Raw genomic sequence first — 25296 nt, 5'->3', positions numbered from 1 at the left:
CCCTGGTGGGCGGACCCAAGACTGTCGGATCCCGGGGGGTCGCGATCGTGACAGGTGCCAGCAGGGGCATCGGCGCTGCCACAGCCGTCCTGGCCGCCCAAGCAGGGTACACCGTCGTCGTCAATTACAGCACTGACGACGACGGCGCCGCCCAGGTGGTCCAGCGGATCACCGCAGATGGCGGCACCGCCCGGGCCGTCAAGGCCGATGTGAGCAACCCCGACGACGTCCGGATGCTCTTCGATGCTGCGGAGGCCTTCGGCGAGGTGAGGGCTGTGGTCAACAATGCAGCCGTCACCGGCGATCTCATCGCACCGCTCGTCGATGTTCCGCCGGAGACGATCAAGCGAGTCCTTGACGTCAATGTGGCGGGCGTGCTGTTCATGTGCCAGGAAGCCCAGCGGCGCATGTCCACCACAACCGGCGGCAGTGGCGGCGGCATAGTGAACATCTCATCCACGGCCGTCAAGGCCGGTTCCCCCGGAACCTGGGTGCACTACGCTGCTTCCAAAGGGGCGGTTGACGTCCTGACGGTGGGTTTCGCCACCGAGGCCGCCGCCCATGGCATCCGCGTCAACGCCGTGTCCCCCGGCAGCACCAACACGGGGCTGCATGCTGCCGCAGGAATGCCTGACCGGGTGGCACGCCTCAACCACCTCATACCACTGGGACGCGGCGGGGAACCTGAAGAGGTTGGCGCCGCGGTCCTGTGGCTGCTCAGTGCTGAGGCGTCCTACGTCACTGGCGCCATCCTGCCGGTGGCCGGCGGCCGCTAGGTCCTCCCACGACGTCTGTGTCGCAGTTGTTGCATCCAGCAAGCGCTTTCAGAGCGTTTTTGGGCTGTTTTTGATGCAACAACTGCGACACAGATAGTTAAGCGGGTTACATCTCCGCAACAGCAGCGGAGGCGGCCACGGCCTGGGCCTCGCTGCGCAGTTGCGCAATGGACGCCTCAAAGTCCTCCAACGACTCAAACGCCTGGTACACGCTGGCGAAACGCAGGTAGGCGACCAGGTCCAGGCGACGCAGAGGATCTAGGATTGCCAGGCCAACATCGTTGGCATCGATCTCGGCCGCACCGCTGGCCCGGATGCTCTCTTCCACTTCCTGCGCCAGCTTGGCCAGATCGTCATCGGTGACGGGCCGTCCCTGGCAGGCCTTGCGGACGCCGCTGATGATCTTGGAGCGGCTGAACGGCTCGGCAACGCCTGAGCGTTTGCTCACCGAGAGGCTGGCAGTTTCAACGGTGCTGAAACGGCGGCCGCATTCGGTGCACTGCCGGCGGCGCCGGATGGATGAGCCGTCGTCCGACAGGCGCGAATCAACCACCCGTGAGTCGGGATTACGGCAAAACGGGCAGTACATGCGTTTCCCTTCGGGTCGTGGTGCTCCCCAGTCTAGGACTAGAAATGAGCAAATTACAATCGCGTAACTACCCCCTGCCCGTCGCCGGGTCAAGGGGTTTCACGAAAAAGTTATGGGAAGCGGACGGCCACCGCGTCGCCGTGTGCCGGCAGCCCCTCGGCCTTGGACAAGGTGATGACGTGCCCCGCCACCTCGGCCAGGGCGTCCTTGGAGTAGTTAATCAGTTGGACGGCGCGCAGGAACGTCGTCACGTTCAGGCCGGAAGAGAACGCCGCAGTGCCGCTTGTGGGCAGCACATGGTTGGAGCCCGCGCAGTAGTCACCGAGGCTGACGGGGCTGTACTCCCCCACAAAGATGGCTCCGGCACTGGTGATTCGGGCAGCCACCACCGCCGCATCCGCCGTCACAACCTCAAGATGCTCGGCCGCGTAGGCGTTGCACACGGCCACGCCCTGGTCGATGCCGTCCACCAACACGATGCCGGATTGCGGGCCGGACAGCGCAGTTTCCACCCGTTCCCGGTGCGTCGTCGCCGCCACCTGCCTGCCCAATTCACGTTCGACGGCGTCCGCCAGCTCGGGCGAGTCCGTCACCAGGACGGAGGCCGCGTTGGGATCGTGCTCGGCCTGGCTGATCAGGTCGGCGGCAACAAAGACGGGGTTGGCGCTGCCATCGGCCAGGACGGCAATCTCGGTGGCGCCGGCCTCGGAGTCGATGCCGACAACGCCCTTGACGAGGCGCTTGGCCGTGGCGACAAAGATGTTCCCGGGACCGGTGACAACATCCACCGGTTCGATGCTCTCGCCGGCTCCGTGGGCCCCGCTGCCGGCGGTGACACCGTAGGCGAACGCGGCAATGGCCTGGGCGCCGCCCATGGCGTACACCTCGTCAATGCCCAACAGCGCAGCCGCTGCCAACACCGTCAGGTCGGGCAGCCCGCCAAATTCCTTCTGCGGCGGGGAGGCAAGGGCCACCGAGCCCACACCGGCGGCCAGGGCCGGGACGACATTCATGATGACCGAGGACGGGTAGGCGGCGAGGCCGCCCGGGACGTAGAGTCCTACGCGGCGCACGGGAATCCAGTGGGAGGAGACAACGGCGCCGTCGGCCACCGGGTAATCAACGTTGGCCGGCTTCTGCGCGTGGGCAAAGGCCTGCGCCCTGGCAATGGACTCCTCCAGGGCGGCACGCACCTGCGGGTCAAGGTTTTCAAGTGCCTGGGTGAGTGCCGCGGCAGGGACCCGGGGATGTTCTTGGCTCACGCCGTCGAACTTCAGTGCAAGGTCTGAGAGGGCGGCATGGCCGCGCCCGCGAACATCGGCGATGATGGCCGCCACAGCATCCTGTGCCGTGGTGACGGTCGATTGTGCCGTGCGGGGAACCGCGTTTTTCAGCTCGGCAAGGCTCAAGGTGAGCCCGCGCAGGTCTGTGCGTTGCAGGGTCAGGGGTGCCACTGGGGATTCAAGGTTGCTCACAATGCTCAAGTTTACCCGCGTAGGAGGTCATGGCTGCGCAGCGGCTCGGCCTTGGGTTCGGCCAGGAACGAATATGCGAAGAGTTTGCTCGCGAAAATGACGAGGCTGGTGCTGAGGGGCCACAGCATCAGCACTGTGGGGCTGCGCAGGGAGAACAGCATGCTGGGACTGGCCATGTTGGCCGGCGGCGTTTGGAAGAGATCCCCGGCAAACACGCCGATGCGCCACGCGAGGACGGAGGCCGCCAAGCCGCCCAGCAGCAACCCAAAGTACAGGGGCAGGGATGGCTTCTCGGCCGTGCCCGGCCGCCGCGTCCGCCAGGGTACGCGCGACCCACGCAGGGCAAGGACGGCGCTGAGCACGCCGGCCAGGGTCAGCAACAGTGCCAGGGTTGCGTCGCGGGGCAGCCACACCTTAAAGTCGCTACCGTCGCCGTAGAACGCGCCGCCGGGTGCCAGCAGCCACCACAAGACGCCTGCGCCGGCGCCCGTCACGGCGAAGAAGAACGGCCAGGAGCTCCACGGGGCGGCCGCCGTTGCGCGGCGGTGGCGGCGTGTGAGTCCGTCGACCGGTTCAAGGGCAGCGTCGGGCCCGGTATGAGCCATCAGCCTTCCAAACAGGTGGGTCCGAGCAGCACTTTCAGATCGCCGAACAGGGCCGGTGTGGGGTTCACCCTGTGGTGCAGCGGCAGCTGCATGATTTTCACCGAACGGCTGCCGGCCAAATGCATTTTGACCTCAGTGTTGCCGCGGTGGTCGTTGAGCACCGATTTCAGAGATTCCAGGACTTGTTCATTGGCTTTGTGCTCCGGCATGGAGATGACCAGCGGTCCCGACAGGCCTTCGCTGAGGTCGGGGACCGATAATTCCATGGCGTTCAGGGTGATGGCGCCGTCGTCGCGCTTTTGCAGCCTGCCCTTGATGACCACAATCAAGTCCTCGGCCAAGACGTTGGCGATGGGTCCGTAGACCTGACCAAAGAACATGACTTCGAGGGAACCGCCCAAGTCCTCGACCTCGCAGCGTGCGTACGGGTTCCCGCTGCTCTTGGCGATGCGCCGCTGCAGGTTGGTGATCATCCCGGAAATCGTGATGATGTGCCCATCCTGGGGGCCGTCGTCGCCCAGCACCTGTGTGATGGACATGTCCGCGTTTTGGCTCAGGACACCTTCCAGGCCCCGCAGTGGGTGGTCGGAAACGTACAGGCCAAGCATGTCGCGTTCAAACGCCAGCTTGTCCTTCTTCTCCCACTCGGGCAGGTCTGGGATCTCCGTGATCAGTGCCGATTCCGGCTCGACATCGCCACCGAGACCGGCGAACAGGTCAAACTGCCCCACAGCCTCGTTGCGTTTGATGGTGATGACCGAATCCACGGCCTCTTCATGGATCATCGCCAGGGCGCGGCGGTGATGCCCCAGGGAGTCAAAGGCACCGGCCTTGATCAGCGATTCGATGGTGCGCTTGTTGCACACCACAACGGGGACTTTCATGAGGAAGTCGGAAAAGTTCTCAAAATTTCCGCGCTCATTCCGGGACTCCACCAGGCCATTGACAACGTTGGCACCCACATTGCGGATGGCACCCATGCCGAAGCGGATGTCGCTGCCCACAGGGGTGAAGTTCAACGCTGATTCGTTGACGTCCGGGGCCAGGACGGTGATGCCCATGCGGCGGGATTCGTTCAGGTACAGGGCCAGCTTGTCTTTGTCGTCGCCGACGCTTGTCAGCAACGCCGCCATGTACTCTGCCGGGTAGTGGGCCTTCAGGTACGCGGTCCAGTAGCTGATGACACCGTAGGCGGCCGAGTGGGCCTTGTTGAACGCATAGTCGGAGAAGGGCAGCAGGATCGCCCACAGGGTGGTGACTGCCGCGTCGGAGTAGCCGTTGTCCAACATGCCCTGGTGGAAGCCGGCGTACTGCTTGTCCAGCTCGGACTTCTTCTTCTTGCCCATGGCACGGCGCAGGATGTCGGCCCGGCCCAGGGAATATCCGGCCAGTTTCTGGGCAATGGACATGACCTGTTCCTGATACACGATCAGCCCGTACGTGCCGCCCAGGATTTCTTCGAGGGGTTCCTCCAGCTCCGGGTGGATGGGCGTGATCGGCTGCAGGCCGTTCTTGCGCAAAGCGTAGTTGGTATGCGAATCAGCACCCATGGGACCCGGCCGGTAGAGGGCCAGGACGGCGGAAATGTCTTCAAAGTTGTCAGGGCGCATGAGCTTGAGCAGCCCGCGCATCGGACCTCCGTCAAGCTGGAACACGCCCAATGTGTCCCCACGGGCCATCAGCTCGTAGGACGCTACGTCGTCATACTCCAAGCCTTCAAGGTCAAGCTCAAGGCCTGTGTTGGCCTTGATGTTCTCCAGGGCGTCGGTGATGATGGTGAGGTTGCGCAACCCCAAGAAGTCCATCTTGATCAGGCCGAGGCCTTCACTCGTGGGGTAGTCGAACTGGGTGATGACCTGCCCGTCCTGGATGCGCCGCATGATGGGAATGACGTCGATGATGGGATCTGAGCTCATGATTACACCGGCGGCGTGCACGCCCCACTGGCGTTTGAGACCCTCCAGCCCCTTGGACAGCTCAAAGACCTTGGCCGCCTCCGGGTCGGAGTTCATCAGGTTGCGGAAATCCGCTGCCTCGCTGTAGCGCTTGGCCTCGGGGTTTTCAATGTCATTGAGCAAAATGTCCTTGGCCATGACGGCAGGCGGCAGCGCCTTGGTCAGCATTTCCCCCATGCTGAAGGGGTGGCCCAGGACGCGCGAGGCATCTTTCAGCGCCTGCTTGGTCTTGATGCTGCCGTAGGTGACGATCATGGCGACACGCTCGTCGCCGTACTTTTCCGTCACATACTTGATGACCTCGTGGCGGCGCCGATCATCGAAGTCCACGTCAAAGTCAGGCATGGAGACGCGTTCCGGGTTGAGGAAGCGCTCAAAGATCAGCCCGTGCCGAATGGGGTCCAGATCGGTAATCCGCATGGCGTACGCCACCATGGAACCGGCACCGGAACCACGTCCCGGGCCTACACGAATGCCATGTGCCTTGGACCAGTTGATGAAGTCGGCCACCACAAGGAAGTAGCCGGGAAAACCCATCTTGATAATGACGCCAAGCTCATAGTCCGCCCGTTCCCGAACATTGTCGGGAATGCCTGCCGGATACCTGTGCTTCAGACCGGCCTCGACCTCCTTGACCAGCCACGAGGTTTCGTCTTCGCCTGGCGGGCAGGGGAACCTGGGCATGTAGTTGGCGTCGGTGTTGAAGGACACGTCGCAGCGCTCGGCGATCAGCAGGGTGTTGTCGCAGGCTTGCGGCAGTTCGGCGAACAGTGCACGCATTTCTGCGGCTGACTTCAGGTAGTAGCCGCTGCCGCTGAAGGCGAAGCGCTTGCCGCCTTCGTCGTAGGTCGGCTCAGTCAGGGTGGATCCCGATTGCAGGGCAAGCAGCGCCTCATGCGCCTTCGCATCATGCTCGTGGGTGTAGTGCAGGTCGTTGGTGGCGACCAGCGGAATCTCAAGTTCCCTGGCGAGCCGCAACAAGTCCTTGGTCACCCTGCGTTCAATGTCCAGGCCATGGTCCATGAGCTCGCAGAAGTAGTTTTCCTTGCCAAAAATGTCTTGGAATTCGGCTGCTGCCGCCTTGGCCTCGTTGTATTGGCCGAGGCGAAGCCGTGTTTGCACCTCCCCTGAGGGACAGCCTGTTGTGGCGATCAGCCCCGGGTGGTATTCGTTGAGCAGTTCCCGGTCAAGGCGGGGATACTTACCCATGGGGGAATCAAGGGAGCCCAGGGATGATGCCCTGAACAGGTTCCGCATGCCCTGGTTGTTGTAGCTGAGCAGGGTCATGTGCGTGTAGGAGCCGCCGCCAGAGACGTCGTCCCGGCGCTGGGACTCATCGGTGCGCCACTTCACCCTGGTTTTGTCGGTGCGCGCCGTGCCCGGGGTGACATAGGCTTCCACGCCAATGATGGGCTTGATGCCGGCATTGGTTGCTTTTTGCCAGAAATCAAAGGCCCCGAAAAGATAACCATGATCGGTGGTGGCCAGGGCCGGCATTTCAAGCCGCTTGGCCTCGTCAAACAATTCGGTCAGGCGCGCGGCACCGTCCAGCATTGAGTATTCGGTGTGATTATGGAGATGGACAAAACTGTCAGTCGATGAGCTAGCCACCCCACCATTCTACGTGCCGAAAATGGAACGCCTCCCAGCCGCGCCGGGCGCCGTCCCCCATCCGCCGAGATGTGAGATCGCGCCCTCCGACCGGACGTTTGTCAGCACGGTCGTGTAGCCAACGAACCTTCAGTTGATTTTCCTGCCCTCCAGGTGCTGGTATCCGGACCTTGCGACTTATTGTTGTCCTCAGATCCGCAACCACCAAAGGGCACCCATAGAAAACACCCCAAAACAGTCGCCGAGATGAAGGAGGAACTGGCCGCAGCCGTCCATGAATACCAGGACTTGGCCGCACGCATCCTTGGGTTCGGGCTCATCCACCACGGCACTTGAGTGCACCGCTACGCGAATCCAACGCTCGGCACCACCAGCCGGGCACCGCTCTACCAGAGGAGCAGCAAAGTCAACGGCGAAACCACCATCCGGATCCTCACCGAAGACCATGCCGAGCGCTACAAGGAATAGATCGACAACGACCGCGAACTGCGCACCATCTTCAAGGCCAGGTTGATTGACGAAGCGAACGATGATCCTTCGAAACTGCCCGTTAAGTGAAGGAGCGTTTGGCGCTAGTGTTCGCCGCGGAGGTGGTCCAGGGCGTAGTTCAGGTCCTGCGGATACGGGCTGGTGACGCTGACCCACTCCCCCGACGTCGGGTGGGTGAATCCAAGCTTGTGGGCGTGCAGCCATTGTCGGGTCAGGCCCAGTTCGGCGGCGAGCGTGGGATCTGCACCATAGGTCAGGTCGCCCGCGCAGGGGTGGCGCAGTGCGGAGAAGTGGACACGGATCTGGTGGGTGCGCCCCGTTTCCAGGTGGACCTCCACGAGGGTGGCCTTGCCAAATGCTTCAAGCACCTCATAGTGCGTGATGGAGGGGCGGCCATCTTCGATGACAGCAAAACGCCAGTCATGGCCCGGGTGGCGGCCGATCGGTGCGTCGATGGTGCCCTGCAGAGGATCGGGCAGGCCCTGCACCACGGCATGGTAGATCTTCTCCACCGTTCGTTCACGGAAGGCCTGTTTCAGCAGCGTGTAGGCGTGCTCGGTCTTGGCGACCACCATGGCTCCCGATGTGCCGACATCCAGGCGGTGGACGATTCCAACACGCTCCGGCGCGCCTGAGGTGGAGATGCGGAAGCCGGCCGCGGCCAGCCCGCCCACCACTGTCGGGCCCACCCAGCCGGGTGAGGGGTGTGCGGCCACACCTACGGGCTTGTCGACCACCACGAAATCGTCGTCGTCGAGCAAAATGTTCAGGCCTTCAACGGGTTCAACGACCACTTCCAGGGGGTCGCGCCGCTCGGGGATGGTGACCTGGATGCTGGCTCCGGACTGGAACTTTTCGCTCTTACCCAGCACAGCACCGTCCTGGCGCACATTGCCTTCCGCACATAACAGGGCTGCGGCGGAACGGGAGATGCCCAGCAAGGCTGCCAGTCCGGCGTCGGCCCTCCGCCCTGCAACCGCCTCCGGAACCAGGAAAGTCTCAGTCATTGTTCTCACCTTTTTCTTCCTGCGCACCGGCTTTGGTTTTGGGCGCATCAACCACCTTGGTGCCGTCCAATCCAACGCCCAGCAGGGTCAGGAGACAGATGACGATGACGCCGCCCACCACGCCCATGTCGGCCATGTTGAAGATGGCGAAGTTGGGGAAGGAGATGAAGTCAACCACGTGTCCCATGCCGAACGACGGCGGACGGAACAGCCTGTCTGTCAGGTTGCCCAGGGCGCCGCCCAGGACGAGGCCCAGGCCGATGGCCCACCAGACGGAGCGGATCCGCCGGGACATGACAATGATGACGACGGCCACGAGCGCCATGATGATGCTGAATACCCAGGTGAAGTTCTCACCGATGGAGAACGCAGCCCCGGAATTGAGTATGTGATACCACTGCAGCACGCCCGGGATCACGGGGATGGTTTCGCCGATCTCCATGGTGGAGCTGACCCACCACTTGGTCACTTGGTCGCAGGCATAGGCAAAGGCGGCAACACCGAGCCAGAGCAGCCAAAAGGACCATCGGAAGGGTTTGGCTGCGGCCTTCTGGCTGGGCAATGAATTCTCGCTCATGATGCTTTCAGTTGGTCTCGTCAAAAGGTTCTTCTCAATCATAGGCGGCTATTTTCACCCGGCTGCCACCGCCTCCATGCCGGAAGGTGCTGCGGCGTCGGGACAAATATGCCGGAAGGTGCTGCGGCGTCGCGACAAATACCCCGGAAGGTGCTGCGGCGTTAATAAACGAAAGGCCGGTGGTGCAAGTTTCCTTGCTCCACCGGCCTTTCATTCAATGCTTAGGAATCCGAGTTGCTCTCGGAGAAATCCGGTGCTGCCACCGATCCGCGGGCATCCAAGTCACGCAGCTGACCTTCAATGTAGGTCTTCAGGCGTGTGCGGTAGTCGCGCTCAAAGCCGCGCAGCTGCTCGACCTTGCGCTCGAGCACCGAACGCTGCTGTTCCAGGGCACCGAGCGTCTTACGGCTCTTCTCCTGGGCGTCGTTGACAAGCGTGCTGGCTTCGATCTGTGCCTCGGCAATGATCTTCTCGCGCTGCTCAACACCTGCATTGACGTATTCGTCATGGAGGCGCTGCGCCAAGGCGATGACGCCTGTGGCTGATTCAGCAGTGCTTGCAGCAGCTGCCGGAGCAGGAGCAGGGGCAGCCACAACAACTGGTGCCTTTTCAACAACCGGCTTGGCCTCGGCCACAACAGGCTTGGGGGCCTCGGGCTCGGGCGCAGCAGGCTTCTCCTCGACGGGAGCTTCCTTGGCAAGCAGCGGAGCTGCCTGGGCAGGAACAGTGCCCGTGTTGGATGCAGCTTGAGCAAGTTGCTTGCGCAGGTCATCATTTTCTTGATGCAAGCGGCGTAGCTCTACGACGATCTCGTCAAGAAAGTCGTCGACTTCGTCCTGGTCGTAGCCTTCACGGAACTTGGTCGGCTGGAACCGCTTGTTGACAACGTCTTCTGGCGTTAGCGCCATCTAGTCACCTCATTGGTCTTAGTGAGTCAGCAACCGGCCGAAACCATACCGACTACGGTGCCGAATACAAATCTGGAGATCTGCACTGGGGGTCTATCGCTTTTTACAATATAACTTTTCCGCGGCGAAAACGAACGACGCGGCGCTAACTTGCCAAACTTCTTGTGACACTCATCCCAATGCCCACCACAATGATCAAAAGCAGGAAGCCAATATCGAGGGCAACCTGCCCAATTCGAAGGGGAGGAAGCATGGCCCGGAGCTTACGCAAGGGTGGGTCCGTGAGCCGGTAAACCACGGAGGCGCCCACGAGTGCTGCACCTTTGGGCCGCCAGTCGCGGGCAAAGACCTGGACCCAGTCGAATGCCATGCGCAGCAGGAGCACCAGGAAGTACAGGAACAGCAACAAATATAGGAGAGCGAAAACAATTGTCACGCGGGTGCACACAATCTCTAGGTTGAGAAACGACGGGGACTTTAGACCAAGAATAGACCAAGCTGCTCACGATTGGCTGGGAGGCCTCATGAACGCCTTGGACGTGGTGGACGTTAAGTTAAACGAACTGCCCGGGCAGTTTGTGCCCGGGCAGTTCAAATAAGTGTGTGGCGTTCGCTAACTCTGGTTGAAGAAGCTGGCCTGCGTGTCGGAGATCTTCTTATCGTCGCCGAGCACCTCAATATAGGACGGGGACAGCAGGAACACCTTGTTGGTCACGCGCTCAATGGAGCCGCGCAGGCCAAACACCAGGCCGGCGGAGAAGTCCACGAGCCGCTTGGCGTCCGCTTCGCCCATGTCCGTGACGTTCATGATGACCGGGATGCCATCACGGAAGCTCTCGCCAATGATTTTCGCGTCATTGTAGGAGCGGGGGTGAACGGTGGTGATCTGACGCAAACTAACTGCCTCTTCCCGATTTGATGCGGCACGCTTGATGGGGGTTACCGGAGCCCGGTATTCTTCGTCGCCAGCCTTGGGTGCGGCGGCTTCCTGGACCGGGGCTGGAACCGGTGCACTTTCACGCACGGGTGACTCAGCGTAGTCGTCATCCTTGGGCAACGACGGCGCATGCTCGGCATCGTAGTGCTCGTCACCGTCGGCGAGCCCAAGAAAGATCATTGTCTTGCGCATAGCGCCAGCCATGGTTGCTCCTCATTAGTTATGCAAAGCACAAAACTCTTTATTGATACGTTGTGCGGGAAATTCCGTTGTTGCCAACACCCAAAACGCTACAGCACCGCCGGGCGGGGGCCGAGTATATCGGAACCGACACGCAGGTGTGTCGCCCCGCAGGCAATGGCGGCCTCCAAATCGTGGCTCATGCCGGCTGAAATCCCGGTGGCCTGGGGATGGGCGGCAACAAGTTTCGCCGACAGTCTGGCGAGCAGCTCAAAGGCTGGTTCGGGGGCGACACCCAGTGGCGCCACCGCCATGACTCCGGCCAGGTTCAGCCCGGCACTGGCGGCAATCTTGTCCGCCATCTTTTCCATGTCCGACGGCGTGAGCCCTCCCCTGCCGCCTTGGGCGTTGTTGGCTTGCGCTGCCAGCTCGGGGTAGGCGCTGGACAGGTCAAGCTGCAGAAAGCAGTCAAGGTTGGCGCGTCCTGTTTGCTGCTGTTCCACCACCATGGTCTTCTCCAATGCCGCAATGAGCGATGCCCTGTCAATGGAGTGCACCGCATGGGCATAGCCGACCACCGATTTGGCCTTGTTGCTTTGGAGCTGGCCGATGAAGTGCCAGCGCAGGTGCGCGTCGGCCACCTCGGCTGCCTTGGCAGCGGCTTCCTGGTCCCGGTTTTCACCCACGTCGGCCACACCCAGGCGCCGGAGCCTGAGCACGTCGGCGCCGGGATGGAACTTGGTGACAACAATGAGTGTGGGATCCGCGGCGGCACCACCAGTTGCGGCAGTGGCGGCGACGGCTGCGCCAATGCGCTGGCGCACAGCAGCCAGGCGCTCCGCCAGAATACCTGTGCGGGGATCATCAAGTGTCATGGTGTGTTGCTCTTTCGCAGTATGCACCCGGTGGTGCGGTGAATGGTTGGCACCGGCTTAGGCCGCAGGGCAGAGCCGCAGGGTCCAAGCGCAGGGTCAGCGCGGTGTTGCGGCAACAAATCCGATGAAGCGCCCTTCCGGCTCGCCGTCGCGTTGTGACCGGCGGTGGGAATAGTAGCGGGGGTCTTCGAGGGTGCAGATGCCGCTGGCGTGGGCGCGCACCCCGTTGGCGTTGAGTTGGGCCAGCACCGCGGCCGGCAGGTCCAGGGCGGGCGTCCCCCACGAGGTGGTGGCAAACGCCTCCGGGACATGGAGTGAGACCTGGGCACGCATGCCCTCCGGCACCTCGTAGCATGCACCGCACACGCTGGGCCCCAGCCAGGCCTCCACGGAGCTTGCCCCGGATGCGCGCAGGCGGGCCACGACGGCGTCAATGACCCCAGCCTCCACGCCCGGGCGGCCGGCGTGGGCCACGGCTAGCAGCGGCGCTCCCCCGGGCTTCTCCCCGATGAGCACCACCGGGACGCAGTCAGCCACCATGACCGCCAGGCCGCAGGCCTGCCCGTCAGGCTCAAGGACCATGGCATCCGCGGTGGGCGCCGCGGCACCCCGTTCCCCGCCGGACACCATGGCCACGTGGGCGCCATGCACCTGGCTCATGTAGGCCAGGGCCACACCGGGGCTGCCAACGCGGGCGTCAACGGCTGCCCGGCGGCCGGCTACCAGGGCGGGGTCATCAGAAACGTGAAAGGCCAGGTTGCCGGCCGTGGTGTCGGTGAAGCCGACCCTGATGCCGGGGCGGACTTCCGTGATGGACCACATGCAAACAACCTGACCAATCATGATGCGCCGGCAGCTGTGCGCTGCCGGCTGGGACGTGCTTACTTCAGGAAGTCGGGGACATCCAGGTCATCGGCGCGGTGGCCGGTGAGATCGGGCTCGACAATGGCGGGCAGCTCAACGTCAAAGCCTCCGTCGGCGGGCACGTGGGCGCCCGACTGGGTGCCCCACTGGTTCAGGTTCGTCACCGTGGCGCTGGCCGGATCCGCTGACGGCGCCGGAGGGGCGACGGCGGCTGCCGGCTCCACTGCCGTGGTCTCGGCCTCGGGTGCGTCAAAGCCTGCGGCAATGACCGTCACGCGGACCTCGTCACCCAGGGCGTCGTCGATGACGGCACCGAAGATGATGTTTGCCTCGGGGTGCGCCACCTCCTGGACCAGGCGGGCGGCCTCGTTGATCTCGAACAGGCCAAGGTCGGAGCCGCCCTGGACTGACAGCAGCACGCCGTGGGCGCCGTCGATGGACGCTTCCAGCAGCGGGGAGGCGATGGCCAGTTCCGCAGCCTTGACGGCACGGTCCTCGCCGCGGGCCGAGCCGATGCCCATGAGGGCCGAGCCGGCACCCTGCATGACCGACTTCACATCGGCAAAGTCAAGGTTGATCAGGCCGGGGGTGGTGATCAAGTCGGTGATGCCCTGGACGCCGGACAGCAGCACCTGATCGGCGGAACGGAAAGCATCCATGACGGAGACGTTGCGGTCACTGATGGACAGCAGGCGGTCGTTGGGGATGACGATGAGCGTGTCAACCTCGTCGCGCAGCGCCTCAATGCCGTTGTCGGCACTGGAAGCACGACGGCGGCCCTCGAACGTGAACGGGCGGGTCACCACACCAATGGTCAGGGCACCCAGGGTGCGGGCGATGCGGGCAACAACGGGCGCTCCGCCGGTTCCGGTGCCGCCACCCTCGCCTGCAGTCACAAACACCATGTCAGCCCCGCGCAGGACTTCCTCGATCTCTTCCGCATGGTCCTCCGCAGCCTGGCGTCCAACGTCGGGGTTGGCGCCTGCACCGAGGCCGCGGGTCAGTTCCCGGCCGACGTCGAGCTTGACGTCGGCGTCGCTCATCAGCAACGCCTGGGCGTCGGTGTTGATGGCGATGAATTCCACGCCGCGCAGGCCCACGTCAATCATGCGGTTAACTGCATTTACGCCGCCGCCGCCGATACCGACGACTTTGATGACTGCCAAGTAATTCTGGGGTGCTGCCACGTTACGTGTCCCTTGTTCGTTTGTTGCTTCGAAGATCAAAATTGGTGCTGTGCCGGCAAGCTGACGGTGACTGAAAGTCCCAGCGTCGATTCTGGGAAGCGTCAATCCTGGGCAAACCTTTCAGTGTCACTTGAAGCTTTGCCAGCTTAACCTTCAGGTTGAAGGTTATAGTTATGTCAACTAACTCTTGTCAGTGACGCTATGGTGCATCTGCCCCGCATGCAATTACCACTGCCGCGTGTCGCGTGAATCCGCCCAAAAAACCTGTCAAACACCTCATTATGTGGTGCAGTCGGCATATTCTTCACGGCTCCCGCCGACGTGGCACTTTCCACCACGCCCTGTCGTGCCACCTCTACCGTCACCCTATCGAGTCACCGGGCGGCGCGGGGCGCTCACGTCAAAGACCTTGACAGGTGCCGGGGCAGGAGCCCCGGCCTCCGGTGCTGGCACCGGGGCATTCAGCAACGCCTCCAGCACCACTGCCTTCAACTCCATGTCGCTGGCATCACCCCAGATGACGCTGCGGCCATCCACGAGTTTCAGCTCAACAGCATCCGGGGATGCCGCCGAGGCGTTGGCCAGCTGCGCCAGGATGGACTGCGGCAAATTGGCCAGCACCGCCGTCATCGCATTGAAGGTGTCCTGGCCAATGACAGCCTTGCCGCCGTCGATCAACGGCAGCGACACGGATGCCGGATCCGTTGTGGTTCCCAGCTCCACGCCTTCCTGGTCTACGAGCAGATACGTGTCCTCGTTTTTCAGCAGTGCCACCGGGATCCGCTCCACGATGCGCACGTGCAGCGTGGACGGCGGCCTGGCCTCAATGCGTGAGCTCTTGACCTGGACCACCTGGCCCAGCAGCGCTTGGACCTCCTCCGCCGTCACCTGCGGCAGGGGCTTGCCAAAAATGGGCGCCACGGCGTGTTCCAGGATCTTGGGATCAACAAGCTTTTGCCCGTCAAAAACAACTGTCTTGACGGCAAGCACAGGGGAAAAAAGTGCGAAGGACATGACAAGAGCCAGGACGGCCACAATTCCCGCCACCGAGTACACAATGGTGCGGCGCCTGCGCTTGAAACGAGGCACGGGGAACGCCAGGACCTGGGCATGGGGCGCGTCCTGTCCGTCAGCAGCGTTGGACGGGCCAGTCCTTGGTGGCATGGACGCCGCTGCCTTTGGTTTCCGGGGTTTTGGCCGCATGGGCGAACCAGTCTTTAACGACGGAAGCCCTGACCGCGCAGCTTTTGGCGACGCGCGTTTAGCCGGAGCAGGCGTTGAATCAGCAGCCTTGTCGCTCGGCAACGGTTCCACGGACACCTTTGAGCTGGTGTGCCGGACCGCACCGGCTGCAGGCTTCGCCGCAGCTTCAGCGGCGGGCGTCACAGGGGTGGACTTCGCCGCGGGAGGTTTCGCGGTGGCCAGCGCCTTGTCCTCAGCCGGCGCGGTTGCAGCAGCCGCACCCCCTTCGGGAGGTGTGGCGCGGGGGCGCGTCTTGATGACGCGCGGTTTGCGCGGTTCAGCCATCGCCGTGCCCCTGCAGGGCGGCCACAAGCGCCGACCCCAGGTCGGTGACATCCCCGGCTCCCACCGTCAGGATCACATCACCGGCAACGGCACCGCCGGCCAGTTGGGCCACGGCGGACGCACTGTCCGGGGCGTAACCAAACGGCGTGTGCAGTTCCGCGGTGATGAGTTCGCTAGTGACACCGGGGATGGGGTCCTCACGGGCGGGGAAGATGTCAAGGACGGCCACAGTATCCGCCAGGTCCAGGGCTTGGGCAAATTCCTTGGCGAACTCGGCCGTGCGGGAGAACAGGTGGGGCTGGAACAGCACATGGACCCTGTGGTCGCCGGCGACAGTCCTGGCAGCGAGCAGTGCGGCCCTGACCTCGGTGGGGTGGTGGGCGTAGTCGTCAAAAACGGCAACACCGCGCCCCTCCCCCTTGGCCTCAAAGCGGCGGGCGGCACCGCTGAACGTGGCCAGGGCGGCGACAGCCGCAGCGACATCAACACCCAGCCCCACGGCGACCGCAAGGGCGGCCCCGGCGTTGCTGAGGTTGTGGTCGCCCGGAACGCCGAGGTGCAGCGTCACGGTGCGTCCCTCCCCGTCCGGGAGCAGTCCGGCACGCACTACGACGGTGGCGCTCGTGCGCAAACCCTCCTGAGCTTCGGGGACCAGGCGGATGTCCGCCGTTGGGGCGAAACCGTAGCTGAGGCAGCGCTTGCCCGTGGCGGCGGCGTGGGCAGCCAAGGCGGCGGATCCGGCGTCGTCGGCGCAGGCGATCAAGGTGCCATCGGCAGGCAGCAGCGCCACAAACTGCTCAAAGGCGGCAAAAACAGCCTCGGCCGTGCCGTAGTGGTCAAGGTGGTCGGCCTCAAGGTTGGTCACCACGGCAAGGTGCGGGCGGTAGTTCAGGAAGGAGGCGTCGGACTCGTCGGCCTCGGCCACAAACACGCCAGCGCTGCCGTGGGCCGCGTTAACTCCCAGCCCCTGCACCGTGCCGCCCACCGCGAACGAGGCGTCAACGCCGGCGCCGCGCAGCATGACGGTGATCATGGAGGTGGTGGTCGTCTTGCCGTGCGTTCCGGCCACGGCAACAACAACGTCATCCGCCATGGTGGCGGCCAGGGCTTGGGAACGGTGCAGCACCCGGAGCCCTGCGGCCCTGGCGGCTGCCAGTTCGGGGTTGGCTTCGCGGATGGCGGTGGAGACCACGACGGTGTCTGCCCCGGCAACGTTGTTGGCGGTTTGGCCGATGAAGACGGTGGCACCGAGTCCCTGCAACTGTCCCAGCCCGGCGGAGTCCTTGGCGTCGGAGCCGCTGACCGGAATGCCTTGGCCCAGCATGATCCGGGCGATTGCCGACATGCCGGCCCCGCCCATGCCGATGAAGTGCACGCGGCCCAGCTCGGCCAGTGTTGGTGGAATATAAGCCACGGGGGTTGTTTCCTTTCTCATGCGCCCGGCGTCCCGCCAGCGGCGAATACCATGTGCGCCATGCGTTCGGCGGCATCTCGAATCCCAAGACCTGCCGCGGCTTCGCCCATGCGGGCCAGCCGCGGTGCATCAAGGCACAACGGCACCAGTTGCGTTTGAATCCAATGCGCATCCAACTCGTCATCGGCAACGAGCAGGGCGGCCTGGGCCTGCACCAACTCGTCGGCGTTGCGGGCCTGCTCGCCGTTGCCGATGGGCAGTGGGACAAATACTGCGGGAAGCCCGACGGCGGCCACCTCCGACACCGTCCCGGCACCTGAGCGGCATAACAGCAGGTCCGCAGCGGCGTAGACATCGGCCATGACGTCCACGTATTCGCGCTGCTGGTACAGGGGTGCGGTGAGCGGGGTGCCGTCGGCGTTGAGCACCGGCTTGCCCTTGCCGGTGATGTGCAGGGTTTGGATCCCGGCCGCGGCCAGGGCGTCCACGGCCCCGGCCACGGCACGGTTCAGGCGCAGGGCGCCGAGGGATCCGCCCGTGACGATGAGCGTTGGCCGGTTGGCGTCCAGGCCCAGGCGTTCCCGGGCACCGGCCCGGTCGGCGGCCCGGTCCAGGCCTGCGATGTCTGCCCGCATGGGCATGCCCACGAGGTGTGCGTGGCGGATCTTGGTTGCGGCGAAGGCGGTGCCCACGTGGCTTGTGTACCGGGCGCCGACCTTGTTGGCCAGTCCCGCCTTCGTGTTGGCCTCGTGGATGACGATCGGCACGCCCAGCGACTTGGCCGCCAGGTACATGGGGGTGCAGACATAGCCGCCAACACCGACGAGCACGTCTGCGTTGGCGTCGGTGAGGATCGCCTTGGCTGTGGTGATTGCCTGACGCATGCGCACCGGCAGCTTCAGGAGGTCCCTGGATGGTTTGCGGGGCAGCGGGATGCGCTCGATGAGCGCCAGTTCGTAGCCGGCTGCGGGCACCAGGGTTTCCTCCAAGCCCCCCTTGCTGCCCACGGCCACGATGGCGGCCTCGGGTGAGCGTTGGCGGATGGCGCCGGCAATGGCCAGCAGCGGGCTGACATGACCTGCGGAGCCGCCGCCGGCCAGGACCACCGACAGCGGCTGGTTTTGCTTGTGGGTCATGTTTTGCTTCGGCGTCATCGGGGTTTCGTGGTTCTTTCTGGTTCAGTGCGGGAAAAGGAGAGCACGACACCGACCGCGGCAAGCACCATGATCAGTGCCGTACCGCCGTAGGAGATCAAGGGCAGCGGGACGCCGATCACCGGCAGCAGGCCGACAACAACGGCAATGTTGACGGCGGCCTGGCCGATGATCCAGGTCAGGATCATCCCGCACACAATCCTGGAGAAGGTGTCGTTGCGCGTGTTGATGACGCGGAAGATGGAGAAGGCGAGCACCGCGTACAGGCCAACGATGATGATGGTGCCCATCAGGCCGAACTCTTCTCCGATGATCGCGAAGATGAAGTCGTTGTGGGCTTCGGGAATCCAGTTCCACTTCTGCCGGCTCTGGCCGAGCCCCACACCAAACCAGCCCCCCGAGGCCAGCGCGTAGGCGCCGTTCAGGTACTGGTCGCAGGCGCCGGGCTGGCTGCAGTCGCCCAGCCAGCTGGCGAAGCGGCCGGTCCGGTTTTCACTGGTCAGGTTTGAGATTATGGCAACGGCGCCGCCGGCGGCCACGGCAAGGGCCAAGGTCCACCAGCGCACGCCGGCAAACATCAGCCCGGCCAGCACCATCATGCCAATGATGACGGCCGTGCCAAGGTCGTGACCTAGCAAAATCAGTCCCAGGATGATGGCCGCCCCCACACCAACAGGCACGATCACATGCCAAAATTCGCGCACCAGCCTGCCTTTGGCTGCAAGCACGGCGCCCATCCACACGGCCAGGGCAAGTTTTGCCGCCTCAGATGGCTGGAACTGCAACGGACCAAACGCCAGCCAGTTCAGGTTGCCGTTGACGTTGACGCCAAGTGGGGTGAAGATCAGCACCAGCAGGACCACTGCCAACAGGAAGAGGAACGGGGCAGCCTTTTTCCAAAACGTCGCCGGCATGCAGGACAGCACAAACATCAGCAACAGGCCAAGCGCGGCAAAGCCCGACTCCTTGATGAACAGGTCGTACGGATCCTTACCCTGCGAGATCGTCTCGGCCGTGGAGGCCGAGAGCACCGTCATGCGCCCGATCAGGGTCAGGGCCACCGTGGTGCCGATGATCCAGTAGTAGGAGACGGTGGGTCGGCCCACCCTAGAGTTGAACCGTTGGCGGTAGCGCTGAAATGGGCGTTGGCGACCGGGCTTGGCTGCTGTTGGTGCGCCGGCCTTGGAGGCGGCCGGTGCGGCCTGGTCGCCTTTGGCCGGATCCACACTCTTCTTGGCTCGTGCTGCGCTGGTGGCAGCCTTACCTGGCTGTGTGGGGGTCCTGGCCACTATGACTCCCTTGAGGCGCTTGCCCGTGCTTCCAACAGCTCCCGGACGGCGTCGATGAACGCTTCGCCACGGTGCGCGTAGGAGGTGAACTGGTCCATGGAGGCCGACGCCGGTGCCATCAGCACCGTGTCCCCGTCACGTGCCAGTGACGCCGCCATGGCGACGGCCTCGGCCATGACTGCGTCCCCGCGCAGTGCGGAGGCGTCGGCGTGCCGTCCGCCTTCGGCGCGGGTTTTCAACAGTTGCACGCCGGGTGCGTGCCGGGCCAGCGAGCCTTCCAGCGCGGAACTGTCGGTGCCGATGAGCACGACTGCCTTCAGCCGGGCCGCATGGGTTTTGATGAGCGCGTCGTAGTCGACGCCCTTGGACAGTCCGCCTGCGATCCAGATGACGGGGTTGAAGGATGCCAGTGAGGCTGCTGCCGCGTGCGGGTTTGTGGCCTTGGAGTCGTTGACCCAGAGCACGCCCTCGGAGGTGGCGACAGGCTGGATCCGGTGTTCGCCGTTGTGGTAATTGACCAGGCCTGCACGGACATCCGCCGGCTTGAGCCCGTAGGCAAGCACCAGGGCTGCCGCGGCTGCCGCGTTGGCCACGAGGTGCCGGGGCACAAGTTCGCCAATGTCGCTGACGTTGGCCAGTTCGGCCGCCGAGTCCTTGCGTTCTGCGATGAAGGCCCGGTCAACGAGCAGACCCTCAACCACGCCGATCATGCTGATCGCCGGCATTCCGGTGGTGAAGCCCACGGCGCGGCAGCCTTCGCGCACATCGGCGTTTTCAACCATGCGTTCGGTTTCCAATTGTTCCGCGTTGTAGACGCAGGCAACTTTGGTGTTGGTGTAGATCTTGGCCTTGTCGGCGGCGTAGGCGTCGAAGCTGCCATGCCAGTCGACGTGGTCCTCCGCCAGGTTCAGGCACACGCTGGAGACGGGCTCCAGGGATTCGCACCAGTGCAGCTGGAACGTGGATAGTTCCACGGCGAGTGCATCCCAGCCCTCAGGGTCGCGGACGGCGTCGAGGATGGGCGTGCCGATGTTGCCGGCGGCGATGGCGCGCAGCCCGGCAGCCTGCAGCATGGACTCGACCATGGTGGTGGTGGTGGTTTTGCCGTTGGTGCCGGTGATGGTGATCCATTCCGCCGTTTTGCGGCCTTCCTTCACCCGGACACGCCAGGCCAGCTCCACATCGCCCCAGATGGGGATGCCCGCCTCCGCTGCAGCGGCCAGCAGTGGGTGGCTCGGCCGGAAGCCGGGGCTGGTCACCACCAGTTCCGCACGCTGTCCGTCAACCAGGGGCAGGACGGTGGAGTGCTCCGGTCCAAGGATGACCTCCTTGACCCCCACAATCTTGAGGGTGTCGGCGTTGGCCAGCGCCTCGGCGTCGTCCGCGGCGGCAACCACCACAACGTGGGCACCTAACTCGGCCAGGGTGTCCGCCACGGAGAAGCCGGTCTTGCCTAAGCCGGTGACAACAACGCGCAGGCCGGCCCAATTTGCGTCCCAGCTGGTCAGCGCATCAAGTCGGTTGTCCACGGCGCTCACAGTCGCACAATCCATTCAGCGTAAAAAGCGCCCAGACCCACGGCCACCATCAGCCCGGCCAGAATCCAGAAGCGGACCACAACGGTCACTTCCTTCCAGCCCTTGAGCTCAAAGTGGTGCTGGAGCGGTGCCATGAGGAAGACGCGCTTGCCCTTGGACAGTTTGAAGAAGCCCACCTGGATGATGACGGAGCAGGAGATCAGCACGAACAGGCCGCCAATGATGGGCAGCAGCAGTTCGGTGCGGGAGAGGATGGCGAAGCCGGCGATGGCACCGCCGATGGCGAGGGAACCGGTGTCGCCCATGAAGATCTTGGCCGGGGACGTGTTCCACCACAGGAAGCCGATCAGGGCCGCGAACATGATCGCGGCCAGCAGGGCCAGGTCCAGCGGGTCGCGCACCTCGTAGCAGACCGAGTCCGAGGGCACCTTGCGGGAGCCGCAGGCCTGGCTGAACTGCCACATTCCGATCAGCGTGTAGGCGCCGAAGACCAGGATGGCGGCGCCCGTGGCCAGCCCGTCCAGTCCGTCGGTGAGGTTCACACCGTTGGTGGCGGCCGTGATGATCAGGTTGGACCAGAGCACAAACAGCACCACGCCCAGGCCTGCCCCGGCAAAGGCCAGGTTCAGCGAGGGGATGTCGCGGGCAAAGGAGATGAACGTACTGGCCGGGGTGAGCCCGGCACTGTTCGGGAAGCCGAGGGCCATGATGGCGAAGGAGATCCCCACCACCGCCTGGCCGATGAGCTTGCCCTTGGGGTTCAGCCCTGTGTTGTGCTGCTTGGTAATTTTCAGGAAGTCATCAAGGAAACCAACCAGCCCCATGCCCACCATGAGGTAGATCATGAGGAGTCCGGACGCGGTGGGCCCGGTGGATTTGTCGTTGATGAGCCACACAATCAAGTGCGTGATGAAGTAGGCCGCCACTACGGAACCGACAACCACGGTGCCGCCCATGGTGGGGGTGCCGCGCTTGATCTGGTGCGAGGTGGGCCCGTCTTCACGAATGATCTGTCCGTATCCCTGCTTAACAAGGAAACGGATGAAGATGGGGGTCCCGATCATGGCAAAGGCCAGGGCCAAGCCGACGCCGATGAGCAATGCAATCATGGCTGGGCAGTCCTTTCGCCGGTGGTGGTGTCGCTGGGCTTGGTGGGGTCATTCCCCGTGGGTAATGCTATCCGATCACCCAGGAAGCGCAGGCCTGCGCCATTCGAGGACTTGAACAAAACTATGTCGCCGGGGGCGAGCTCGGCGCGCAGGATCTCCTCGGCGGCGTCGGCGTCCGGGAGGAACATTGACTCGTTGCCCCAGGAACCCTCCATGACGGCCCCCACGTGCATGGCCCGTGCGCCGGTGCCCACCACGAGCAGGCGGGAAATGTTCAGCCGCACTGCCACACGGCCCACCGCGTCGTGTTCCAGGACCGAGTCGTCTCCAAGTTCGAGCATCTCCCCCAGCACCGCCCAGGTGCGGCGTGCGCCGCTGCCGCCGAGTTCGGCGAGGGTGCGCAGTGCTGCGCGCATGGATTCCGGGTTGGCGTTGTAGGCGTCGTTGATGATGCTCACCCCGTCGGAACGGTCGGTGCGCTCCATCCGGTGCCGGCTCGTGGCAGTTTGGCTGTTGAGCGAGGCCGCTATGGCCTCGGGGGCCATGCCCAGGGCGTGCGCCGCAGACGCTGCGGCCAGCAGGTTGGTCACATGGTGCAGGCCCAGGAGTTTGCTGCTGACCTGGAAGGCGCCGTCGACGCCGGGGAAGGTCAGCTCAAACTCGGGCTGGCCGTCCTCGTTGGTGCGCACCTTGCGGGCCTGAACCGCGTCCGCCGGGGCGGCGCCTTCGGCGGCGTCGGCGCTGCTGAAGAACGTCACCGGCGCACTGGAACGTGCCGCCATGGCACGGACGCGGGCGTCGTCGTAGTTCAGCAGGGCGCGGCCGTTGGGGGCCAGGGCCGCAACCAGTTCACCCTTGGCTTGGGCGATGTTGTCGATGGAGCCGAATTCGCCGGCATGCGCGCTGCCAACGCACAGTACAACGCCGAGGTCGGGGTGCACAATATTGCTCAGGTAGCTGATCTGCCCCATCTTCGTGGCGCCCATTTCAATGATCAGGTAGCGGGTGCTTTCCACGGCGCGGAACACCGTCAACGGCACACCGACCTCACCGTTGTAGGAACCCACCGGGGCCACCGTCTCCCCTGCGGCGGACAGGATGCCGGCCAGGAGGTCCTTCGTGGTGGTCTTGCCGGCCGAGCCGGTGATGCCAATGACGTCAAGGACGGAGTGCTCGCGGATGCGGGCCACCACGGCGGCGGCGAGCGTCCCCATGGCGAGGACGGCGTCGGCGACGATGACAGCCGGGAAGGGAGTTCCGGCGTCGTCCATGGCAACCTCGCGCTCGGCGAGGGCCAGCACGGCACCGGAGCCGAACGCGGCGGCCAGGAAGTCGTGGCCGTCGGCATTTTCGCCGGCCTTGGCCACGTACATGCCGCCGGGGACCAGCTCACGCGAATCGGTGGCAATCGTGGCCATATTGATGCGTGTGGCGGGGTCGGTGCCGGCAGACAGCGTGCCGTTGGTCAGTTCGGCAATCTGTGCCGCGGAAAAATCAATCATCAGTTGAGGACTCTATCGTGCTTGCATTGGTGAGCGGGAATCCGCGGGCGGCCAGGGCGGCGCGCAATTCAACCCGGTCGTCGAGGGAAATATTGATTCCCTTGACTTCCTGGAAAACTTCATGGCCGCGTCCGGCGACGAGGATCACGTCGGCCGGTCCGGCCAGTTCGACGGCGCGTGCGATGGCGTCGGCACGCTGGCCAAACTCTTCGACAACGCGCCCCAGCGACTCCTTTTCATTGGTCTCACGGGCGCCGGCCAGGACGTCGGCGCGGATGGCGGCAGGGTCCTCGTCGTGTGGGTCGTCGTCGGTGATAATGACCACGTCGGCACCCCTGGCCACCACGGCACCCATGATGGGCCGCTTTGTGGCGTCCCGCTCCCCCGTGGCGCCAAAGACCGCTATCAGCCTGGCGCCTGCCTCAACGGGCCTCACTGCGTTGAGGGCGCGTTCCAGTGCGTCGGGGTTGTGGGCAAAATCAACCACGGCAACGGGGGCGGTGCCCACGAGCTGCATGCGCCCGGGCACCTCGATCGTGAACGGGTCGTGGGTGTCGAGAACGGCCTGCAGGCGGGCCAGCACGGCTTTTTCGCGCCCCTCTTCAACACCTCCGACGGCGGAGTCCCCCTGCCCTGCCTGCGCCAGCAGCGCTGTCGTCACCATGAGCAGCGCAAGGGCGGCGTTGGCAACGTTGAAGTCCCCCGGCAGTCCGGTGCGGGCATGCAGCGCGGCATTGTTGGGGCCGCGCAGGGTGAAGGCGGATCCGATGCCGTCGCGGCGCACGTTGTGCACCTGCCAGTCGGCGGCGGGGCCGGATGTGGTGTCCGGGCCGTCGGCTGTTTCCGTGGCGGCCGATGTGGACAGCGTGGTGGTGGGGACCGTTGCCGCAGCCGCCATGCGCGAGCCCCACTCATCGTCGACCGTAATAACGGCCGCTTTCGTGTGGGCCGGGGTGAACAGGGCGGCCTTCGTGGTGAAATAGCCTTCCATGCCGCCGTGCAGGTCCAGGTGGTCTTGGGTGAGGTTCGTGAAACCTGCAACGTTGAACTCCACGGCATCGACCCGGCCAAACGCCAGGGCGTGCGATGAAACTTCCATCGAGGCGGCGGCCAGGCCCTTTTCCGCCATGAGTGCCAGCAGGCCGTGCACATCCGTCGACTCAGGGGTGGTCAGCTTGCTCGGGATGGCTTCGCCGCCGGCCAAAATCTCAATGGTGCCGATCAGCCCGGTGGTTTTCCCCAGCGCCTGCAGCAGGGAGTTCAAAAAGTAGGTGGTGGTGGTTTTGCCGTTGGTGCCCGTCACGGCAAAGAGCTCGAGGGCGGCCGTGCCGGCGCCACCGTAAATCGCGGCAGCAACGGCACCGGTGACGGCCCGGGCATCTGCCACGGTGAGCACCGGAACACTGTATGCAGCCCCCAAAAGCCGGGATCCGGCGTCGTCCGTCAACACCGCAACAGCACCTGCCGCAATGGCCGGACCCGCAAACTGGGCGCCGTGTGCCTTGGCCCCGGGCAGGGCAAGGTACAGGTCGCCGCGCTGAATGGTGCGCGAATCCAGGCTGGCCCCCGTCACCCGGAGGGAGTCCTCGCCGCCGTTCAGGGCAGGATGGGGCGCGCCCACAAGGTCGGCCAGCTGCGCCAGCGTGGCACCATGGGGATGCGCGGGACGCAGCGGGGCGGGCGGGTTGTTCACAGGCACGTGCTTGAAATCCTTTGGTTGGTTCGGTG

22 protein-coding genes are annotated in these 25296 nt (G+C 64.3%); 2 read left to right on the top strand and 20 right to left on the bottom strand.

Annotated elements, in window-relative coordinates; genetic code table 11:
* Window positions 1-5: 5 nt before the first annotated feature.
* Window positions 6-776, top strand: coding sequence for an SDR family oxidoreductase (locus art_RS00640; RefSeq protein WP_082000030.1), 771 nt, complete (start codon window positions 6-8; stop codon window positions 774-776).
* A gap of 106 nt (window positions 777-882) precedes the next feature.
* Here art_RS00640 and nrdR read toward each other — a convergent pair whose 3' ends face one another.
* From nrdR to dnaE, 4 genes are all read right to left on the bottom strand, one after another.
* The gene (gene nrdR, locus art_RS00635) at window positions 883-1365 is read right to left on the bottom strand and encodes a transcriptional regulator NrdR (RefSeq protein ID WP_038461857.1); all 483 of its coding nucleotides are present in this window, start codon (window positions 1363-1365) and stop codon (window positions 883-885) included.
* Window positions 1366-1475: 110 nt separating this feature from the next.
* Entirely contained in the window at window positions 1476-2840 is a 1365-nt protein-coding gene (hisD, locus tag art_RS00630) for a histidinol dehydrogenase (RefSeq protein ID WP_253901424.1), read from the bottom strand.
* Between the two features lie 11 nt (window positions 2841-2851).
* On the bottom strand, window positions 2852-3445 hold the full coding sequence (locus tag art_RS00625; RefSeq protein ID WP_052135845.1) for a hypothetical protein: 594 nt from the start codon (window positions 3443-3445) through the stop codon (window positions 2852-2854).
* The gene (dnaE, locus tag art_RS00620; RefSeq protein ID WP_038461853.1) at window positions 3445-7011 is read right to left on the bottom strand and encodes a DNA polymerase III subunit alpha; all 3567 of its coding nucleotides are present in this window, start codon (window positions 7009-7011) and stop codon (window positions 3445-3447) included. Before dnaE ends, art_RS00625 begins: the two co-directional genes overlap by 1 nt.
* Before the next feature lie 336 nt (window positions 7012-7347).
* Between dnaE and art_RS23090 the strand changes: the two genes are divergently transcribed.
* The gene (locus art_RS23090) at window positions 7348-7479 is read left to right on the top strand and encodes a hypothetical protein (RefSeq protein WP_301537945.1); all 132 of its coding nucleotides are present in this window, start codon (window positions 7348-7350) and stop codon (window positions 7477-7479) included.
* A 104-nt stretch (window positions 7480-7583) separates the two neighbouring features.
* On the opposite strand, the gene art_RS00615 is transcribed toward art_RS23090, so the two are convergent.
* The 16 genes from art_RS00615 to art_RS00540 form a co-directional block, all read right to left on the bottom strand.
* Entirely contained in the window at window positions 7584-8507 is a 924-nt protein-coding gene (locus art_RS00615) for an RluA family pseudouridine synthase (RefSeq protein ID WP_038461851.1), read from the bottom strand.
* The gene (gene lspA, locus art_RS00610; protein ID WP_082000492.1) at window positions 8500-9084 is read right to left on the bottom strand and encodes a signal peptidase II; all 585 of its coding nucleotides are present in this window, start codon (window positions 9082-9084) and stop codon (window positions 8500-8502) included. The genes art_RS00615 and lspA overlap by 8 nt, the downstream gene beginning before the upstream one ends.
* 221 nt (window positions 9085-9305) lie before the next feature.
* Window positions 9306-9992, bottom strand: a complete 687-nt coding sequence (locus tag art_RS00605; RefSeq protein ID WP_038461846.1) for a DivIVA domain-containing protein — start codon at window positions 9990-9992, stop codon at window positions 9306-9308.
* A gap of 145 nt (window positions 9993-10137) precedes the next feature.
* Window positions 10138-10428 (bottom strand): YggT family protein, encoded by a 291-nt coding sequence (locus art_RS00600; RefSeq protein WP_038468072.1) that lies wholly within the window; start codon window positions 10426-10428, stop codon window positions 10138-10140.
* Between the two features lie 177 nt (window positions 10429-10605).
* Window positions 10606-11133: a cell division protein SepF gene (locus art_RS00595; RefSeq protein WP_038461843.1), complete on the bottom strand. Its 528-nt coding sequence runs from the start codon at window positions 11131-11133 to the stop codon at window positions 10606-10608.
* A gap of 86 nt (window positions 11134-11219) precedes the next feature.
* Window positions 11220-11984, bottom strand: coding sequence for a YggS family pyridoxal phosphate-dependent enzyme (locus art_RS00590; protein ID WP_038461840.1), 765 nt, complete (start codon window positions 11982-11984; stop codon window positions 11220-11222).
* A 96-nt stretch (window positions 11985-12080) separates the two neighbouring features.
* The gene (locus tag art_RS00585) at window positions 12081-12806 is read right to left on the bottom strand and encodes a polyphenol oxidase family protein (RefSeq protein WP_038461837.1); all 726 of its coding nucleotides are present in this window, start codon (window positions 12804-12806) and stop codon (window positions 12081-12083) included.
* A gap of 59 nt (window positions 12807-12865) precedes the next feature.
* Window positions 12866-14035 carry a cell division protein FtsZ gene (gene ftsZ, locus art_RS00580; protein ID WP_038461833.1) on the bottom strand — a complete coding sequence of 390 codons (1170 nt, stop codon included), beginning with the start codon at window positions 14033-14035 and terminating at the stop codon, window positions 12866-12868.
* A 366-nt stretch (window positions 14036-14401) separates the two neighbouring features.
* Complete coding sequence (locus tag art_RS00575) at window positions 14402-15562, bottom strand: cell division protein FtsQ/DivIB (RefSeq protein ID WP_082000029.1); 1161 nt, start codon at window positions 15560-15562, stop codon at window positions 14402-14404.
* Window positions 15555-16967 (bottom strand): UDP-N-acetylmuramate--L-alanine ligase, encoded by a 1413-nt coding sequence (gene murC / locus art_RS00570; RefSeq protein WP_301537959.1) that lies wholly within the window; start codon window positions 16965-16967, stop codon window positions 15555-15557. Before murC ends, art_RS00575 begins: the two co-directional genes overlap by 8 nt.
* 26 nt (window positions 16968-16993) lie before the next feature.
* Complete coding sequence (murG, locus tag art_RS00565; RefSeq protein ID WP_038468069.1) at window positions 16994-18112, bottom strand: undecaprenyldiphospho-muramoylpentapeptide beta-N-acetylglucosaminyltransferase; 1119 nt, start codon at window positions 18110-18112, stop codon at window positions 16994-16996.
* Window positions 18113-18126: 14 nt separating this feature from the next.
* The gene (gene ftsW / locus art_RS00560) at window positions 18127-19419 is read right to left on the bottom strand and encodes a putative lipid II flippase FtsW (protein WP_052135842.1); all 1293 of its coding nucleotides are present in this window, start codon (window positions 19417-19419) and stop codon (window positions 18127-18129) included.
* Window positions 19419-20972, bottom strand: coding sequence for a UDP-N-acetylmuramoyl-L-alanine--D-glutamate ligase (murD, locus tag art_RS00555; RefSeq protein WP_038461825.1), 1554 nt, complete (start codon window positions 20970-20972; stop codon window positions 19419-19421). The genes ftsW and murD overlap by 1 nt, the downstream gene beginning before the upstream one ends.
* The gene (gene mraY, locus art_RS00550; RefSeq protein WP_038461822.1) at window positions 20954-22066 is read right to left on the bottom strand and encodes a phospho-N-acetylmuramoyl-pentapeptide-transferase; all 1113 of its coding nucleotides are present in this window, start codon (window positions 22064-22066) and stop codon (window positions 20954-20956) included. Before mraY ends, murD begins: the two co-directional genes overlap by 19 nt.
* Window positions 22063-23568, bottom strand: a complete 1506-nt coding sequence (murF, locus tag art_RS00545; RefSeq protein ID WP_038461820.1) for a UDP-N-acetylmuramoyl-tripeptide--D-alanyl-D-alanine ligase — start codon at window positions 23566-23568, stop codon at window positions 22063-22065. Before murF ends, mraY begins: the two co-directional genes overlap by 4 nt.
* Window positions 23561-25201: a Mur ligase family protein gene (locus tag art_RS00540; RefSeq protein ID WP_253901559.1), complete on the bottom strand. Its 1641-nt coding sequence runs from the start codon at window positions 25199-25201 to the stop codon at window positions 23561-23563. Before art_RS00540 ends, murF begins: the two co-directional genes overlap by 8 nt.
* Window positions 25202-25296: the final 95 nt, after the last annotated feature.

Source organism: Arthrobacter sp. PAMC 25486 (assembly GCF_000785535.1).
Classification (GTDB): Bacteria; Actinomycetota; Actinomycetes; order Actinomycetales; family Micrococcaceae; genus Specibacter.
This window is presented reverse-complemented; position numbering and strand designations above follow the sequence as displayed.